Raw genomic sequence first — 15079 nt, 5'->3', positions numbered from 1 at the left:
CAAGCGGACTGAGCCGGATTATCGCTACTGGATCGCGATTTGTCGCCGTTCGTACGCCGTAAATTCAGGCGAGATGCTCCGGCCCCGCCGGTCTGCCGGTCGCGAGCGGGGAACCGCGAGAGCACTCACGCGCGGCCGCGGCGATGGCCGGAACCGGACGGGCTCACAACCCCGCCCGCCACAGCAGCAGGATCACCGATGACAGCACCAGCCCCGCCGCCCCCAACGGCACCTGCCCCATGGTGATCAGCGCCGTGCAGCCCGCCGCCGTCAGCGCCGCGACCAGCACCAGCGCGCGCCCGCTCCCGCCGGAGTCCCGCGCCCCGCCCTCCAGCTCCCGCTCCCAGAGGCCGAAGTCATCCTCGGTGCCCATGGCCGGATTATCCGGCCGTACGGCGCGCCCGGCGAGAGCCACCGCCGCCACACCCACCACACCGCCTCCGGAACGCCCACCGAGTTGGACGATCGGTCCGATACCCCCGACTGGGGTGCGGACCGTCCGGGAACGGTTGCTAGGCTGCGGAGAGCCTGGGGGAAAGCACCATCTGAACCGAACGCCCCCGGGCCTGGCTTCATAGTCGAGGTGAAGGGGTCCCCACCGTGAAGAAGCTGCTCGTTCTCGCTGTTGTCGCTCTCGGTGGCTTCGTGGTCTGGCGTCGGCTGCAGCAGGACCGCGCCGAGCTCGACCTGTGGACCGAGGCGACGTCCACCGACTGAAGTCCCCGACCACTTGCGCGAGCCGCGCCGAACGCGGCATCGCTTCGCGAACCGCCCGGGGAGGCCCGCCTCCCCGGGCGGTCAGCGCGCTCGCGCGGTGGCTGAGGCATCCGGCGCAGCCTGAACGGCTGGGTCGATGCCGTCGTGCCCGGGACGCGTACGCGGGGCGGTGCGATAGCCTCTGAAGGCGACTCGGGGTCATAGCTCAGTTGGTAGAGCGCCGCCCTTGCAAGGCGGAGGTCTGGGGTTCGACTCCCCATGGCTCCACTGTGTTTCTTGTTTTGCCCTTGGCGTCGGGCGTTGGACGCCCTCCTTCGGCGGGCAAAAGCGGCGATCGCTGCATCGCTCCGTCTCGCCTTGGCGGCTCGCTGCGCGATCAGATTCTCGCTCGCGCTCGAATCCGGCCTTCGGACGCGATCGCAACGCCTCGGGTCCGCGCGGCCTCGCCAGGCCACTTCGGCCCGTTGTGTTCGTTCTCCCGCCTCGCCTTCGGCATCGGGGGTCAGTTCGTTCTCCATTGGCGGGCGTAGGCGGACGGGGGCGTCTTCATCGTTCGGGTGAAGTGGTGGCGGAAGGTCGCGGGGGTGGCGAAGCCGACCTGGGCGCCGATCCTCTCGATGGGGAGGGTGCCGTTCTCCAGTAGGGGGAGGCTCGCCATGATGCGCTGGTGGACGACCCAGCGGAGCGGGCTGGTGCCGGTCTGGGCGTTGAAGCGGCGGATGAACGTTCTCGGGGACAGGCCGGCCTGGCGGGCCAGGTCGGCGACCGTGATGGGCGCCGCCAGGTTGGCCAGGGCCCAGGTGATGCTGCGGGCTATGGGGTCGTCGGCGGCGGGTTCGGGGACGGCGGCGGAGACGAACTGGGCCTGGCCACCGTCTCGGTGCGGGGGGACGACCAGGCGGCGGGCGACGGTGTTGGCGATCCGGGCGCCATGGTCCTTGCGGACGAGGTGGAGGCACAGGTCCAGGCCGGCGGCGCTGCCGGCGCCGGTGAGGACGTCGTCGCCGTCCACGTACAGGACGTCGGGGGTCACGCGGATCCGCGGGTAGCGGGCCTGGAGGACGCCCGCGTGGCGCCAGTGGGTGGTGGCCTCGCGGCCGTCCAGGAGGCCGGCGGCGGCCAGGGCGAAGGCGCCCGAGCAGATCGAGACGATGCGGGCGCCGCGGGCTCGGGCGCGGTGCAGGGCCTCGATGACGGGCGACGGTACGTCGCCGTGGACGTCCGGTACGGCGACCACCATGACGGTGTCGGCCGACGCGAAGTCGTCCAGGTCGTGGTCGGTGCGCAGGGTGAAGCCGCCTACGGCGCGGAGCGGGCCGCGTTCCAGGGAGCAGACGCGCAGGTCGTACCAGGGGACGTCCAGTTCGGGGCGGGGGAGGCCGAAGACCTCGACGACCGAGCCCAGTTCGAACGGGGACATCCCGTCGAAGGCCAGGACGGACACCGTGTGCATGGCGAGATCTTAGCGATATGCGGCGTTCATGCCGCTGTTGTGCCAGGTGGGTGGGCTGCCACGATTCTTCGCATGAACAGTGCGGTTGCTTACTTCTCGGGTCGGCTGGCGTTCGAGACGGATGTCGCGGACGTTGCGCAGGGGTTCGATGGTGTCGTGGTGGACGCGCGGAACGATGAGAGCTGGCGGCAGGGGCACGTGCCGGGAGCCGTCCACCTGCCGACGGCGGAGATCGCGGAACGGGCCGCCGAGGTCGTCGGGCGCGATGCCGAGGTGGTCGTCTACTGCTGGGGGCCGGGGTGCAACGGGGCGACCAAGGCGGCGCTGGAGTTCGCGCGGCTCGGGTACGCGGTCAAGGAGATGATCGGCGGGTTCGAGTACTGGGCGCGCGAGGGGTACCCGGTCGAGAGGGACGGTGCCGTCGAACGGCGCTCTCCCGACCCGCTCACCGCTCCGGTCTCGGGCGTCGAGTGCGGCTGTTGAGGTGATGCTGGTCACGCGAGGGGGGTGGGAGAAAAGGGAGATGAGGGGGTTAAACGGTTTACATGCCGGGGCTCGGGCATAAGCAGGTGCGTCGCCGACGTTAGACTGACCGAATCACTCTTACGACGCCCGTACGCGTCAGGCTCGTCCTTGCAGCCCACCGATCTGATCGTGGTGCCTCCCGAGACGTGCCCCCCTCTCGGAAGGTAATGCGTGTCATCTGTGCCTGCTGGTAACACCCTGTCCGAAGTCGTGCCCACGTTCGCCGAGCTCGGACTCCCCCAGGCCCTCGTCGCCGCACTGGCGCGGCAGGGCATCGAAGCTCCCTTCCCCATCCAGGCCGCGGCCATCCCGGACGTCATGGGCGGCAAGGACGTGCTGGGCCGCGGCAAGACCGGGTCCGGCAAGACGCTGGCCTTCGGGCTGCCGATGCTGGCCCGGCTGTCCGGCCGGCGCGCCGCGTCCAAGCGCCCGCTCGGGCTGATCCTCGTCCCGACCCGCGAGCTGGCCCAGCAGGTCCAGACCAACCTGGAGCCGCTCGGCCGCGCGCTGGGCCTGCACTTCAAGACCGTCATCGGGCAGACCTCGATGTACAAGCAGATCGACGCGCTGCGGCGCGGCGTCGAGATCCTCGTCGCCACGCCCGGGCGGCTCAAGGACCTGATGCGCCAGGGCGCCTGCGACCTCTCGGACGTCGAGATCGCCGTCCTGGACGAGGCGGACCACATGGCCGACATGGGGTTCCTGCCCGACGTGACCGACATCCTCGACCAGGCCCGGCCGGGCGGGCAGCGGCTGCTGTTCTCGGCGACGCTGGACAAGGACGTGGACGTCCTGGTCAAGCGGTACCTGAACGACCCCGTCACGCACGCGATCGGCCCGGTCGACGAGCCGGTCGCCACGATGGACCACCACCTGCTGCTGGTCGCGCCCAAGGAGAAGGGCGCGGTCACCGCCGAGATCGCCAACCGCGAGGGCCGGACGATCCTGTTCGCCCGGACCAAGCACGGCGTCGACCGGCTGGCCAAGCAGCTCACCGAAGTCGGCGTGCGCGCCGCGGGCCTGCACGGCGGCAAGAGCCAGGGCCTGCGGACGCGGACGCTCGCCGAGTTCCGCGAGGGCTCGATCAGCGTGCTGGTCGCCACCGACGTCGCCGCCCGCGGCATCCACGTCGACGACGTCACCCTGGTCATGCACGTGGACCCGCCGGCCGACCACAAGGACTACATGCACCGGGCCGGCCGTACGGCGCGGGCCGGCGAGCGCGGCACGGTCGTGACGCTGGTGCTGCCGCACCAGGTGCGCTCGACGTCCGCGATGACCCGCCGGGCCGGCATCAACGCGCCGCGCACCCGGGTCGCGGTCGGCGACGAGGAGCTGGTGAAGCTGACCGGCGCCCGCACGCCGTCCGGCATCCCGATCGAGGAGCCGATCATCCCCGAGCGGCCGCGCCGCGAGAACGGCCGCGGCGGGCGTCCGGGCGGTGGCCGGCGCGGCGGCGGCCGCAACTTCAACGGCCGCGGGCCGCGCTCGTTCGACCGCCAGGACGGCGGCGGCCGGGCCCCGCGCCGCGACGACGGCGACGGCTCGTACGCCGGGCGGCGCGAGGGCGGCGGCGAGCGGCGCGGAGCCGGGTACGGCGAGCGGCACGGCGGCACGCCGCACGCGAACCGCCGCGGCGGCCCGTACAACGGCGGCGGCAAGCGCCAGGGCGGCGGCGACCGCCGGGCGGCCCGCTACAACTGATCAGTGGAGGAGCCCCCGCCCGTCCGGGCGGGGGCTTCCCGCTTTCTCAGCCGGCTTCCTCGCGGAGCTTGTCCTGCAGGATCTGCAGGCCCTCCAGCCCGTCCACCGACAGGGCGGCCAGCTCGTCCAGCGACATCAGCGGGGCGGTGCGCAGCGGCGGCTGCCAGCCCTCCTCCGCGTCGTACGTGCGGAGCACCTTCGCGGGCACGCCGCCGATCACCGAGTGGTCGGGGAACTCGCCGCGGACGACCGCGCCGCCCGCCACCGCCACGTTCCGGCCCAGCCTGGTGCCCGGCAGGATGATCGCGCCGGTGCCGATCCAGCAGCCGTCCCCGATCACCACCGGGTTGTTCTCCGGCCACTGCCGCCCGATCGGCATGTCCGGGTCGCCGTACGTGTGGTTCTGGTCGGTGATGTAGACGTTCGGGCCGGTGAAGACGTCGTCGCCGATCTCGATCGACTGGTGGCCGACGATGTGCGTGCCGCGGCCCAGCGAGCAGCTCCGCCCGACCTTCACGATGACGTCCGGGCCGAGGTCCAGGCCCGGGACGAACCCGGCGGAGATCGTGCAGTGCGTCCCCACCAGCGTGTGCGCGCCGATGGAGATCCACGGCTCGTTGTAGATCGCCCCCACCGGGAAGCCGATGCAGGCGCCCTCGCCGAGGTGCGCGAACCTGCGCCGGCCGGGCGTCTGCGGAGTGATCTCGCCCTGACGCCGGATCCACTCCCATCCGCTGTGTACGGCCGTGTGCAGCAGACGGCGGACAGGACCGGTCATACGCGACATGGCGTAACCGTACCGGGTAGTAGGGCATGCGGAAGGCCCGGCACCCGGCCGGGCCTTCCGCGCGTTCCGGCGGCTACGGCGTGCGCACCTCCGCGCGCTCCGTCTCCGTCGCCTCATGCGACGACCGCGCGTTGCCGCGCCGTGTCAGCAGCGCCCCGGCAAGCCCGACGGCCATGACGGCGGCGAGCGCCGTCACGGCGAAGTTCCTGCCCTGCTTCTCGGGCTTGGGCGGTTCGACCCGGCGGGCGGCGTCCGACAGCATCGAACCCATCCGCGGGCCCAGCTCGCCCTCCACGTACCGGGACGCCTGGTGCAGCCGGGGCGCACCCCAGCCGCGGGCCATCAGCATGCGCTCGGCGGCCATGTCGCGGGTGCGCTGCGCCGCCGGCCCGATCCGCTCGGCCGCTCCGGACGCGCCCTGGCGGCACGCCGTCTGAACACGGTTCATCCGCGAGAGAGCCTCTTCTCGCGGCTTCCGGCGGATACTCATCGTTAGGGACACGCTAACCTCCCTGTTTGCGAGGTCCTGCCCAGCAGCCTTCCCGAGGTGCGCGGGGTAAACCACGTGTGATCATGCACTGCCGACGTCAACCGAGGAGGCGGCCCACCGTGGCTGAAGAACTCTTTGCGACCCTGAACACCAACCACGGCAAGATCGTCGTACAGCTCTATCCGGACAAGGCTCCGGTGACCGTCGAGAACTTCGTCGGGCTCGCCGAGGGCACCCGCCCGTGGACGCACCCCGCCACCGGCGAGAAGAAGCAGGAGCCGCTCTACAACGGGACCATCTTCCACCGGGTCATCGACCAGTTCATGATCCAGGGCGGCGACCCGCTGGGCCGCGGCACCGGCGGCCCCGGCTACGAGTTCCAGGACGAGTTCCACCCGGAACTGAAGTTCGACCGCCCGTACCTGCTGGCCATGGCCAACGCCGGCCCCGGCACGAACGGCTCGCAGTTCTTCATCACGACCAACGTCGCCAACACCCGCCACCTCACCAACCGGCACACCATCTTCGGCAAGGTGATCGAGGGCACGAACGTGGTCGACGCGATCTCCAACGTGCGGAAGGGCGCGAACGACCGGCCGGTCGACGATGTCGTCATCGAATCGGTGACGATCGAGCGCCGCCAGTCGTAATACATACATAGGAGAGGAAACCGCCAGGCCGACGGAGAGCCGCCGCATGAGCACAGACCCCGAATCCCAGGTGCCGTCCTGCTACCGGCATCCGGGCAGGGAGACGTACGTACGCTGCACCCGATGCGACCGCTACATCTGCCCGGAGTGCATGCGGGACGCTGCGGTCGGGCACCAGTGCCCCGAGTGCGTGGCCGAGGGCAACAGGAACGTCCGCCAGGCCCGCACCGTCCTCGGCGGCCGCGTCACCTCCGGCCGCCCCACCGTGACGTACGGCCTCATCGGCGTCTGCGTCCTGGTGTACCTGGCCGAGCTGGCGTCCACCGAGGTCGTCCGCGACTTCATGATGGTGGGCCTGGGCGTGGGCCGCGGCGGCGCGCTGATCGGCGTGGCCGAGGGGCAGTGGTACCGCCTGTTCACGTCCATGTTCCTCCACCAGCCACCGAGCGGCGGCTCGTTCGGCGTCACCCACATCCTGTTCAACATGTGGGCCCTGTGGGCGATCGGCCCGGCGCTGGAACAGGCGCTGGGCCGCTGGCGGTTCCTCACCCTCTACATCCTGTCCGGGCTGGGCGGCTCGGTCCTGCTCTACCTGGTCGAGCCCCTCGGCGGCGCCGTCGGCGCCTCCGGTGCGATCTTCGGCCTCTTCGGCGCCTTCTTCGTCATCGGCCGCAGGCTCGGCGGCCAGGTCGGCCCCATCGTGTTCCTGCTGGTGATCAACCTGGTCATCACGTTCGCCGTGCCCGGTATCTCCTGGCAGGGCCACATCGGCGGACTGGTGGTGGGTGCCGCCCTGGCGGTCGCGTACGCCTACGCCCCGAAGACCCGCCGCGAGCTCACGGCCGTCCTCGCCTCGGCGGCGATGCTCGCCCTGCTGATCGCCATGGTCGTCGTCAAGACCGCGGAAGTGACCGCCGCGACCACCTGAGACCTCACCGTCCACACCCTGTGGATAACTTTGGTGGATTGAACGGTCCAAAAGAGGGGTACGCGCCCGTCCCCGGGCATGCGAGATCACCGGCCTGATACAGGCCGGTCGGTCAGATTCGAGACCACCTCAGGCGGCCCGCCGAGGTGGTCACGGCCTCATGCGTCGCGATCGCGTCCGAAGGCGGATTCGAGCGACGTCAACGCCACTTGGTCGACAGGATCACTCCCAGGATGATGGCGGTGAAGCCGATGCCCAGGTTCCAGTTGCCGAGGTCGCTCATCCACGGGACGTTGGTGCCGGTGCTGGCGGTCACGTAGAAGGTGGCGATCCAGGCCAGGCCGAGGAGCCAGAGGACGCACATCGTGGGGACCAGCCAGCGCGGGCTGACCTGCGGTGCCGTGGACTTCTGCGGCGGCGTGTAGACGGCCTTCTTGCGCACTTTGGACTTGGCCACGTTGCTTCGGTCTCCTTGGGCGGCCGGAGTGCCGGTCCGCGCATGGGTGGTTTGTCGGCTAGCGTAGTCGCTGGTGAGCAGCGTACGGCGTTCGGCGTGGGGAAGCATCATCCCAGCCCTCACGCTTCTCGCGGGAACGTTGTTCGCGGCGAGCGCGAGCACGGCCCGCGGGACGGACCTGCGCGAGGACGGCCGGACCCGGCTCACCGAGCTGATCGGCGCCGAGCAGCGCCGCGCGCGCGACACACGGGCAGACTACCGGCGGCTGCGCGATGAAGTCGACGCCCTGTCGCGGCGGGCGGGTCGCCATGACGCGCGGGTGAAGGAGGCGCGGGCGCGGGCGGACGCGCTGGCGGCCCGGTCCGGGTTCGAGCCGATGGAGGGCCCCGGCGTGCGGGTGACGCTGGACGACGCGGTGCTGCGGCCGCAGGGCGTCCGGGCGGACGATCTGGTGGTGCACGAGGTGGACGTCCAGGCGGTCGTGAACGCGCTGTGGGCGGGCGGCGCGACCGGCATGCAGATCATGGACCAGCGGGTGATCTCGACCAGCGCGGTACGGTGCGTGGGCAATACGCTGATCTTGCAGGGGGTCGTCTACTCGCCGCCGTTCAAGATCACCGCCGTCGGGGATCGGGAGCGGTTGCGGGACGCGCTGGACGCCTCCCCGGAGATCGCGGTCTACAAGAGGTACGTGCGGGAGTACGGGCTCGGCTACAAGGTGCGGGACGTGGGCAGGGCGGCGCTGCCGGCGTACACCGGGAACGTGGCGATGAAGTACGCGACGGTGCCGGGCGAGGGCGACTGACAGGGAGGACGCGCGGTGCGGGTGCTCATCCGCGGTCTCGGCGAGCTGTGCATCACGGCCGGGCTGGTGCTGCTCCTGTTCGTCACGTACGGGCTGTGGGGGACCGGCCGGTACACGCGGGCGCAGCAGGACGAGCTGGGCGAGGACCTCCAGCGGTCCTGGTCGTCGAAGGTGACCCGGGAGAAGGTCGAGCTGGGCCGGGGCATGGCGCTGATCAGGATCCCCCGGTTCGGGAAGAAGTACCGGTTCGTGGTGGTCGAGGGCGTCACCCAGAAGCACCTGCGCAAGGGGCCGGGGCACTATCCGGGCAGCGCGATGCCGGGCGAGGTCGGCAACTTCGTCGTGTCGGGGCACCGGACGACCTATTCGGCGCCGTTCAACCGGGTCGGCGAGCTGCGCAAGGGCGACGAGATCCTCATCGACACGAGGGAGAGGCAGTTCGTCTACCGCGTGACCGGGCGGAAGGTCGTCGAGCCGACGGCGGTCGAGGTGACGGCGCCCGTTCCGATGCGGCCGAAGGCGAAGCCGGACGAACCGCTGATCACCCTGACCACCTGCCACCCGAAGTACTCCGCCGCCGAACGGCTGATCGTCTTCGGTGAGCTGGCGGAGACGGTCCCCCGGGCCGGTTCGGCCGTCCGTTAGGAGGTTTGCGTGTACGCGTGGATCTGGCGCCGGCTGCCCGGCGGCTGGAAGCTCAAGACGGCCGTGGCCGCCGCGCTCGTGCTGGTCGTGGTGCTCGTCCTCTGGTACGGCGTGTTCCCGTGGCTGGAGCCGAAGATGCGGTTCGACCACGGCGTCGTCGACTCGCCCGCGCCCGCCCCCGGGTCCGGAGGCGGCTGACCGTGCGCGTCCTGGTCGTGGACAACCACGACAGCTTCGTCTTCACGATCGTCCAGTACCTTCGGGGGCTCGGCGCCGACTGCCTGGTGAAGGACCGCTCGGACGTCGGCCTGGACGACGCCGCCGGCATGGCCGGAATCCTGATCAGCCCCGGCCCCGGGCATCCGGCGGACGCGGGGATCTGCCTGGACCTCGTCCGGTACGCGGCGGCGCCCGTGCTCGGCGTCTGCCTCGGCCACCAGATCATCGGGGCGGTGTACGGGGCGGCGGTGACCCGCGCGCCGGAGATCGTCCACGGTTCGACGAGCCGGATCCACCACGACGGCCGGGGCGTCTTCGCGGGACTGCCCGAGCCGTTCACGGCGACGCGCTACCACTCGCTCGCGGTGGTGCCGGAGACCGTACCGGCCGAGCTGGAGATCACGGCCCGTACCGCCGGCGGGGTGGTGATGGGGCTGCGGCACCGCGCCCGGCGGCTGGAGGGGGTCCAGTTCCATCCCGAGTCCGTGCTGTCCGAGCACGGCCATGCGCTGCTCCGGAACTGGCTCGCGACCTGCGCATCCGCGGAACCGCCGGGACCGCCGCGAGCCGTCGGCGGAGCGGCCGGGAAAAACTTTGGTGGAACACGTAACACTTCCGGCCCATGATCCGAAGACCATGGTGAGGGCTTCCGCCATTGCCCCCGAGTGGCGGAAGCCCTCTCTTCATGCCCGGACCGTGCCCGGCGAGGTCCGGAAACGTGAACGGGCCCCGGCTCTCCTACCCGAGAGCCGGGGCCCGATCGTTCACTCCGCCGGATCAGCCGTCACCGGGGCGGGGGATATCCGGGACCTCCGGGCCGCTCGGCGTGGGCTCCGGCTCCTCCGCGATCTGGATGGTGATCGTGTCCCCGGGCGCCACGGTCGCGTCCGGACCGGGCGACTGGGCGAACACCTGGCCCGGCGAGACCTGCTTGTCCGGCGGTGCCACGGCGCGTTCGGGCTTGCACTTGAGCCCCAGCGCGTTGAGCTGCTGGCAGGCCGAGCGCTGGCTGGTGTTGAACAGGTCGGGCACCTTGATGTTGCTCGGGCCGAGCGACACCACGACGGTCACGTCCGAACCCTTGGCGATCTTCTGGCCGGCGCCCGGAGTACTGCGGATGACGTTGTTGCGCGGCACGCCGTCGTCGGTCTGGGTGTCCCGCCTCACGTCGAAGCCCCTGGCCTCCAGGAGCTGCTTGGCCACCACGTACGGCTTGCCGGCCACGTCCGGGACCTCGACCAGCGCCGGCGGCTTCTTGCCCTTCGACACCACGAGCTTGACCGAGCTGCCCTTCACCACGTTGGTGCCGGGCGCCGGGTCGGTGCTGATGACGTGGTCCTTCTTGACCTCGTCGTTCCAGTCCTCGGAGACTTCGCCGACCTCCAGCCCGGCCTTCTGCAGCGCGGCGCGGGCGTCGGTCTGCGAGGAGTTCACGATCGAGGACGGCACGGCGACCTTGTCCTCGCCGCCGCCGCCCGACATCGCCCAGCCGATCAGGCCGGCGCCGCCGATGAACAGCACGGCCAGCGCCACCCAGAGCGCCGCCTTCTTGCCGCCGCCGCCGCGGCGGTCGTCCATCCGCTCGTCGTAGTGGACGGGCGGCAGGTCGTACCCGTTGCCCATGGGCCGCTGCACCTGGGTACGGGCCGGACCGCCGCCCGGTACGGCGCCCATCACCTGGGTGCCCTGCGGCTGCGCGCCCATCATCATCGTCGAGGCCGCGGTGGACGACACCGGCTGGCCCTGCAGCACGCGCTGGATCTCCTGCCGGAACTCCGTGGCGTTCTGGTAGCGGTGGTCGGCGTCCTTCGCCATCGCCTTGAGGACGATCGCGTCGGCCCACTGCGGGATCTCCGGGTCCACCTGGGACGGCGGGACCGGCTCCTCCCGCACGTGCTGGTACGCGATCGCGACCGGGGAGTCGCCGGTGAACGGCGGCTGGCCGGTGAGCAGCTCGTACAGCACGCAGCCGGTGGAGTAGATGTCGCTGCGGAAGTCGACCCGCTCGCCGCGGGCCTGCTCCGGGGAGAGGTACTGCGCGGTCCCGATCACCTGCGCGGTCTGCGTCATCGTGGACGCGGAGTCGGCCATCGCGCGGGCGATGCCGAAGTCCATGACCTTGACCTCGTGGTTGCGGGTCAGCATCACGTTGGCCGGCTTGATGTCGCGGTGCACGATGCCGCCGCGGTGGCTGTAGTCCAGCGCCCGCAGGATCCCGTCGGTGATCTCCAGCGCCTTCTCCGGCAGCAGCGCGCGGTTCTCCCGGAGGAGATCGCGCAGCGTGCTGCCGTCCACGTACTCCATGACGATGTACGGGATCGGGGTGTCGCCCACGACGTCCTCGCCGGTGTCGTACACGGCGATGACGGAGGGGTGGTTCAGCGAGGCCGCGGACTGCGCCTCCCGCCGGAACCTGGCCTGGAACGTCGGGTCGCGCGCCAGGTCCGAACGCAGGGTCTTGACCGCGACCACTCGATCGAGGCGCAGGTCTCGGGCACGGTAGACCTCGGCCATGCCGCCGCGCCCGATGACGACATCGAGCTCGTAGCGGCCGCCGAGCAGCCGAGGTTGACTCATATGTGCACTTTCCCTTGTACCTCTACACCTTGTCCTCTGAACCTAGTTCCCCGCTATCGGTGGGCGAGGGATCCGGGGTCGGAGTTGACGGAGTCGTGGTGCTCCCCGTCGGGCTCGGTGTTGGATCTGGGGCGCTGGGGGTCGCCCTGGGCGGTTTCCTGGTTGGCTTGTGTGAAGGGGACGCACGGGGATACCGGGGCGTTGACGAGCGAGGGTCGCTGGTTGGAGAGGGCCTGGTGGTCTCCTGGCCGGGGCGCTCGATCTCGTAGAGCCGGGTCGCCGGGTCGTCCGGGAGCCGCCGGACGGGGTCGCCCTCGCCCGGTTGTACGGCCGGGAGCCTCTCCTGTTTCTCCCGGAGGGGTTCGGTGGTGCCGATGCCCCGCCACATTGTGCCCACCACGATGACGCCGAGCAACAGTGTCCCGGCGGCCACCGAAGTGTAGGTGAGTGCCGAGCGCCGTCGCGCGGTCACTTTCCCGGAGGCGAGGCTATCCGGCCTGTCTCCCCCGTCAAATTCCGACAAATCCCCCGAGGTGGCCGAGGTGCCGCCCATCCCCGTCGGCCAGGGGGCGGCGGGCAGCCGCTCGGTGCCCGCCGAGGCCGACACGTCCCGCCGTACCGGACCAGGGTTCTCGATCACGTCCTCCGGCGGAGCGTCCGGCGCGGCGGCCGGGGCCGCCAGCACGCTCTTAGCCGGATTGCTCTGGGCCGGATCGCTCCTAGCCGGAACGGCCGGGGCCGGCCGGACGGCCGGGTGGTCCGGGTAGAGGCCGGGGCCGGTGCCGCGGCCGGGGCTGCCGGTCCAGCGGCGCAGCCCGGGGCCGACGATCCCGGCGCGGTCGCGGATGTCCAGGGCGCGGTCGGCGGTCGCGTCGGCGCCCGCCGGACGATCTCCGGGCAGCTTGCCGAGCAGCTCGTACACCAGGTCGCGGACCGGCGCGGGGACGCGCTCGGGCAGCGGGGCCGGGACCTCCCGCACGTGGCGCAGCGCCACCGCGACCGGGGTGTCGCCGTCGAACGGGACGTGCCCGGTCAGGCACTCGTACGCCACCACGCCCAGCGAGTAGAGGTCGGCGGACGGGGTGAGGTCCTGCCCGGACGCCTGCTCGGGCGAGATGTAGTGGGCGGTGCCCATGACCATGCCGGTCTGGGTCTGCGAGACCGCCGCCCGCAGCCGCCGCGCGATGCCGAAATCGGTGATCTTGACGGTGCCGGCGCCGGTGACCATCAGGTTGGCGGGCTTGATGTCGCGGTGCACGATCCCGGCGTCGTGCGCGGCGGCCAGCGCCCGGCCCGCCTGGGCGAGCAGGTCCAGCACCGCCGCCGGCGGCAGCGCCCCGGCACGGGCGATGATCTCCGCCAGCGGCTCGCCCTCGACCAGCTCCATGACCAGGTACGAGCGGCCGTCCTGGACGCCGACGTCGTACACCTGCGCGATGCCGTCGTGCTTGAGCGCCGCGGCGAACTGCGCCTCGGCCCGGAACCGCGCGCACGCCGAGGCGTCAGACACGAGTTCGGGCCGCAGCAGCTTCACCGCCACGGCCCGGGCCAGCGCCTGGTCGGCCGCTCTCCAGACCTCGCCCATCCCGCCGGTGGCCAGCCGTTCCACCAGCCGGTACCGGTCGTTCAGGACGAGGTCATGGCTCACTTGCGCAGCACCGCCTGCATGATCGCACCGGCGACCGGGCCGGCGGCCTCACCACCACTGCCGGTGCCCTCGGTGACGACGGCGAAGGCGTACTTCGGCTTCTCCATCGGGGCGAAGCCCATGAACCAGCGGGCGTTGGGGTTGCCCGGGCCCTGCTCGGCGGTACCGGTCTTGCCGGCGATGTTGAACTGGGCCAGGTTCTTCGCGGTGCCCTCGGTGACCACGGCGCGCATCATGTCGGCCAGCTGGTCGGCGTGGTCCTTGCTCAGCGGCTGGGAGTACTGCTTGGGCTCGGCGCTGTAGAGCTCGCTCTGGTCCTTGGCGCGGACCTTCTCCACCAGGTGCGGCGTCATGATCTTGCCGTCGTTCGCCACGGCCTGGGCGACCATCGCCATCTGCAGCGGGGTGGCGCGCACGTTCTCCTGGCCGATGCCGGAACGGGCGGTGCCGTCCTTGCCGGTCTGGATGGTCTCGCCGGTCTTCGGGTCCTTGATCGAGACGGGGACGTCGCTCTCGGCGGCGAACAGGTCGGGCTCGATCTCCACCCGCTTGTTGAAGCCGAACTTGCTGGCGCCCTGGTTGAGCCGCTCGATGGTCATCTGCATCGCCAGCTCGGCGAACGTGGTGTTGCAGGACTCGGCGAACGCGCCGCGCAGGGTGGCGCGGCCGGCGCACTGGCCGGTGTCGTGCGAGTTGGGCAGCGGCCGGTTGGACTCCGGCAGGACCAGCTGGCCGGTGTTGACGATGCTGGAGCTGTTGAGGTTCATCTGCTCCATCGCGATCGCGGCGGTGACCGTCTTGAACGTGGAGCCGGGCGGGAACGTCTGGCTCATCGCGTTGTCGATCAGCGGCTTGATCACGCCGCGCTGGTTCTCCAGCTCCTCCAGCCGCTTGCCGCCCTTGAGGCCGGTCTGCGGGGCGACCTCGTTGGGGTTGAACGAGGGGAACGAGGCCAGCACCACGATCGCGCCGGTCTCGATGTCGACCACCGCCGCACCGGCGCGCCGGGACGTGCTGGCCTTGAGCCGGCTGTAGGCCAGCGACTGGGCCTGCGGGTCCAGCGCGAGCTCGACGTCCGCGCCCTCGGCCTTCTTGCCGATGAACGTGTCGAACCAGCGCTGCTGGGTGATCCGCTTGTCCTTGCCGCCCAGCAGCGAGTTGTAGGACATCTCGACCTTGGACGCGCCGCCGTTGAAGAACCCGGTGGCCGGCGAGAAGATCAGCCCGTCCTTGTAGGTGCGGCCGTACTTGGGGTTGTCCTTGCCGGTCAGGTCCGACTTGGCCAGCACCTGACCGCCGGCGGTGATCTGCCCCCGGGGCGCGTTGAAGACGTCGGCGTACTGGCGCCGGTTGTTCTTGTCGGTCCGCAGCGCCTCCGCCTGGCTGCCCTGCACGTAGTTCACCTGGGCCATCAGCCCGAAGAACAGCAGCAGCGCGAAGATCGCGACCCGGCGCACCGGCTTGTCCATGTTCA

The 15079-nt window shown here is 71.0% G+C and carries 17 protein-coding genes and 1 tRNA gene; 10 read left to right on the top strand and 8 right to left on the bottom strand.

The genetic code is table 11. The features are described 5' to 3' along the window. Positions 1-163 precede the first annotated feature (163 nt). A complete protein-coding gene (locus tag AB0881_RS19980) occupies positions 164-373 on the bottom strand; it encodes a hypothetical protein (protein WP_366618563.1) in 210 nt (69 codons plus the stop codon). A 227-nt stretch (positions 374-600) separates the two neighbouring features. Between AB0881_RS19980 and AB0881_RS19975 the strand changes: the two genes are divergently transcribed. Together AB0881_RS19975 and AB0881_RS19970 are read left to right on the top strand one after the other, a co-directional pair. Beyond that, positions 601-717, top strand: a complete 117-nt coding sequence (locus tag AB0881_RS19975) for a DLW-39 family protein (RefSeq protein WP_366618562.1) — start codon at positions 601-603, stop codon at positions 715-717. 194 nt (positions 718-911) lie between these two features. Continuing rightward, positions 912-984: transfer RNA gene (locus AB0881_RS19970), tRNA-Ala, on the top strand. A 235-nt stretch (positions 985-1219) separates the two neighbouring features. Here AB0881_RS19970 and AB0881_RS19965 read toward each other — a convergent pair. Next, complete coding sequence (locus AB0881_RS19965; RefSeq protein WP_366618560.1) at positions 1220-2170, bottom strand: helix-turn-helix domain-containing protein; 951 nt, start codon at positions 2168-2170, stop codon at positions 1220-1222. Between the two features lie 72 nt (positions 2171-2242). Between AB0881_RS19965 and AB0881_RS19960 the strand changes: the two genes are divergently transcribed. Both AB0881_RS19960 and AB0881_RS19955 read left to right on the top strand, forming a co-directional pair. Beyond that, on the top strand, positions 2243-2653 hold the full coding sequence (locus AB0881_RS19960; protein WP_366618558.1) for a rhodanese-like domain-containing protein: 411 nt from the start codon (positions 2243-2245) through the stop codon (positions 2651-2653). Positions 2654-2905: 252 nt separating this feature from the next. Next, on the top strand, positions 2906-4399 hold the full coding sequence (locus AB0881_RS19955) for a DEAD/DEAH box helicase (RefSeq protein ID WP_366618556.1): 1494 nt from the start codon (positions 2906-2908) through the stop codon (positions 4397-4399). Between the two features lie 46 nt (positions 4400-4445). Here AB0881_RS19955 and AB0881_RS19950 read toward each other — a convergent pair whose 3' ends face one another. Both AB0881_RS19950 and AB0881_RS19945 read right to left on the bottom strand, forming a co-directional pair. After that, positions 4446-5177, bottom strand: a complete 732-nt coding sequence (locus AB0881_RS19950; protein ID WP_366618554.1) for an acyltransferase — start codon at positions 5175-5177, stop codon at positions 4446-4448. Between the two features lie 82 nt (positions 5178-5259). Beyond that, positions 5260-5634: a hypothetical protein gene (locus AB0881_RS19945; RefSeq protein ID WP_366618552.1), complete on the bottom strand. Its 375-nt coding sequence runs from the start codon at positions 5632-5634 to the stop codon at positions 5260-5262. Between the two features lie 161 nt (positions 5635-5795). On the opposite strand from AB0881_RS19945, the gene AB0881_RS19940 reads away from it, so the two are divergent. Then, entirely contained in the window at positions 5796-6326 is a 531-nt protein-coding gene (locus tag AB0881_RS19940) for a peptidylprolyl isomerase (protein WP_366618550.1), read from the top strand. Between the two features lie 46 nt (positions 6327-6372). Beyond that, positions 6373-7254 carry a rhomboid family intramembrane serine protease gene (locus tag AB0881_RS19935; RefSeq protein WP_366618548.1) on the top strand — a complete coding sequence of 294 codons (882 nt, stop codon included), beginning with the start codon at positions 6373-6375 and terminating at the stop codon, positions 7252-7254. 199 nt (positions 7255-7453) lie between these two features. Here the strand turns inward: AB0881_RS19935 and AB0881_RS19930 are convergent, their stop codons facing one another. Further along, complete coding sequence (locus AB0881_RS19930; RefSeq protein ID WP_366618546.1) at positions 7454-7711, bottom strand: cell division protein CrgA; 258 nt, start codon at positions 7709-7711, stop codon at positions 7454-7456. Between the two features lie 73 nt (positions 7712-7784). Here AB0881_RS19930 and AB0881_RS19925 point away from each other — a divergent pair, with 73 nt between their 5' ends. From AB0881_RS19925 to AB0881_RS19910, 4 genes are read left to right on the top strand one after another with little or no spacing between them, the layout of a single operon-like run. Beyond that, the gene (locus tag AB0881_RS19925) at positions 7785-8516 is read left to right on the top strand and encodes a DUF881 domain-containing protein (protein ID WP_366618544.1); all 732 of its coding nucleotides are present in this window, start codon (positions 7785-7787) and stop codon (positions 8514-8516) included. Positions 8517-8531: 15 nt separating this feature from the next. After that, a complete protein-coding gene (locus AB0881_RS19920) occupies positions 8532-9161 on the top strand; it encodes a class E sortase (protein WP_366618542.1) in 630 nt (209 codons plus the stop codon). A 9-nt stretch (positions 9162-9170) separates the two neighbouring features. Continuing rightward, positions 9171-9359: a hypothetical protein gene (locus AB0881_RS19915; protein WP_366618540.1), complete on the top strand. Its 189-nt coding sequence runs from the start codon at positions 9171-9173 to the stop codon at positions 9357-9359. Positions 9360-9361: 2 nt separating this feature from the next. Then, positions 9362-10006: a gamma-glutamyl-gamma-aminobutyrate hydrolase family protein gene (locus tag AB0881_RS19910; RefSeq protein WP_366618538.1), complete on the top strand. Its 645-nt coding sequence runs from the start codon at positions 9362-9364 to the stop codon at positions 10004-10006. A gap of 151 nt (positions 10007-10157) precedes the next feature. Here the strand turns inward: AB0881_RS19910 and pknB are convergent, their stop codons facing one another. The 3 genes from pknB to AB0881_RS19895 are packed head-to-tail and all read right to left on the bottom strand — an operon-like array spanning position 10158 to position 15074. After that, positions 10158-11957, bottom strand: a complete 1800-nt coding sequence (gene pknB, locus AB0881_RS19905) for a Stk1 family PASTA domain-containing Ser/Thr kinase (RefSeq protein WP_366618536.1) — start codon at positions 11955-11957, stop codon at positions 10158-10160. Between the two features lie 22 nt (positions 11958-11979). Next, positions 11980-13605, bottom strand: coding sequence for a protein kinase (locus tag AB0881_RS19900; protein WP_366618534.1), 1626 nt, complete (start codon positions 13603-13605; stop codon positions 11980-11982). Beyond that, a complete protein-coding gene (locus tag AB0881_RS19895; RefSeq protein ID WP_366618532.1) occupies positions 13602-15074 on the bottom strand; it encodes a penicillin-binding transpeptidase domain-containing protein in 1473 nt (490 codons plus the stop codon). The genes AB0881_RS19900 and AB0881_RS19895 overlap by 4 nt, the downstream gene beginning before the upstream one ends. Positions 15075-15079 lie beyond the last annotated feature (5 nt).

The organism is Spirillospora sp. NPDC029432 (assembly GCF_040703975.1).
Classification (GTDB): Bacteria; Actinomycetota; Actinomycetes; order Streptosporangiales; family Streptosporangiaceae; genus Spirillospora.
This window is presented reverse-complemented; position numbering and strand designations above follow the sequence as displayed.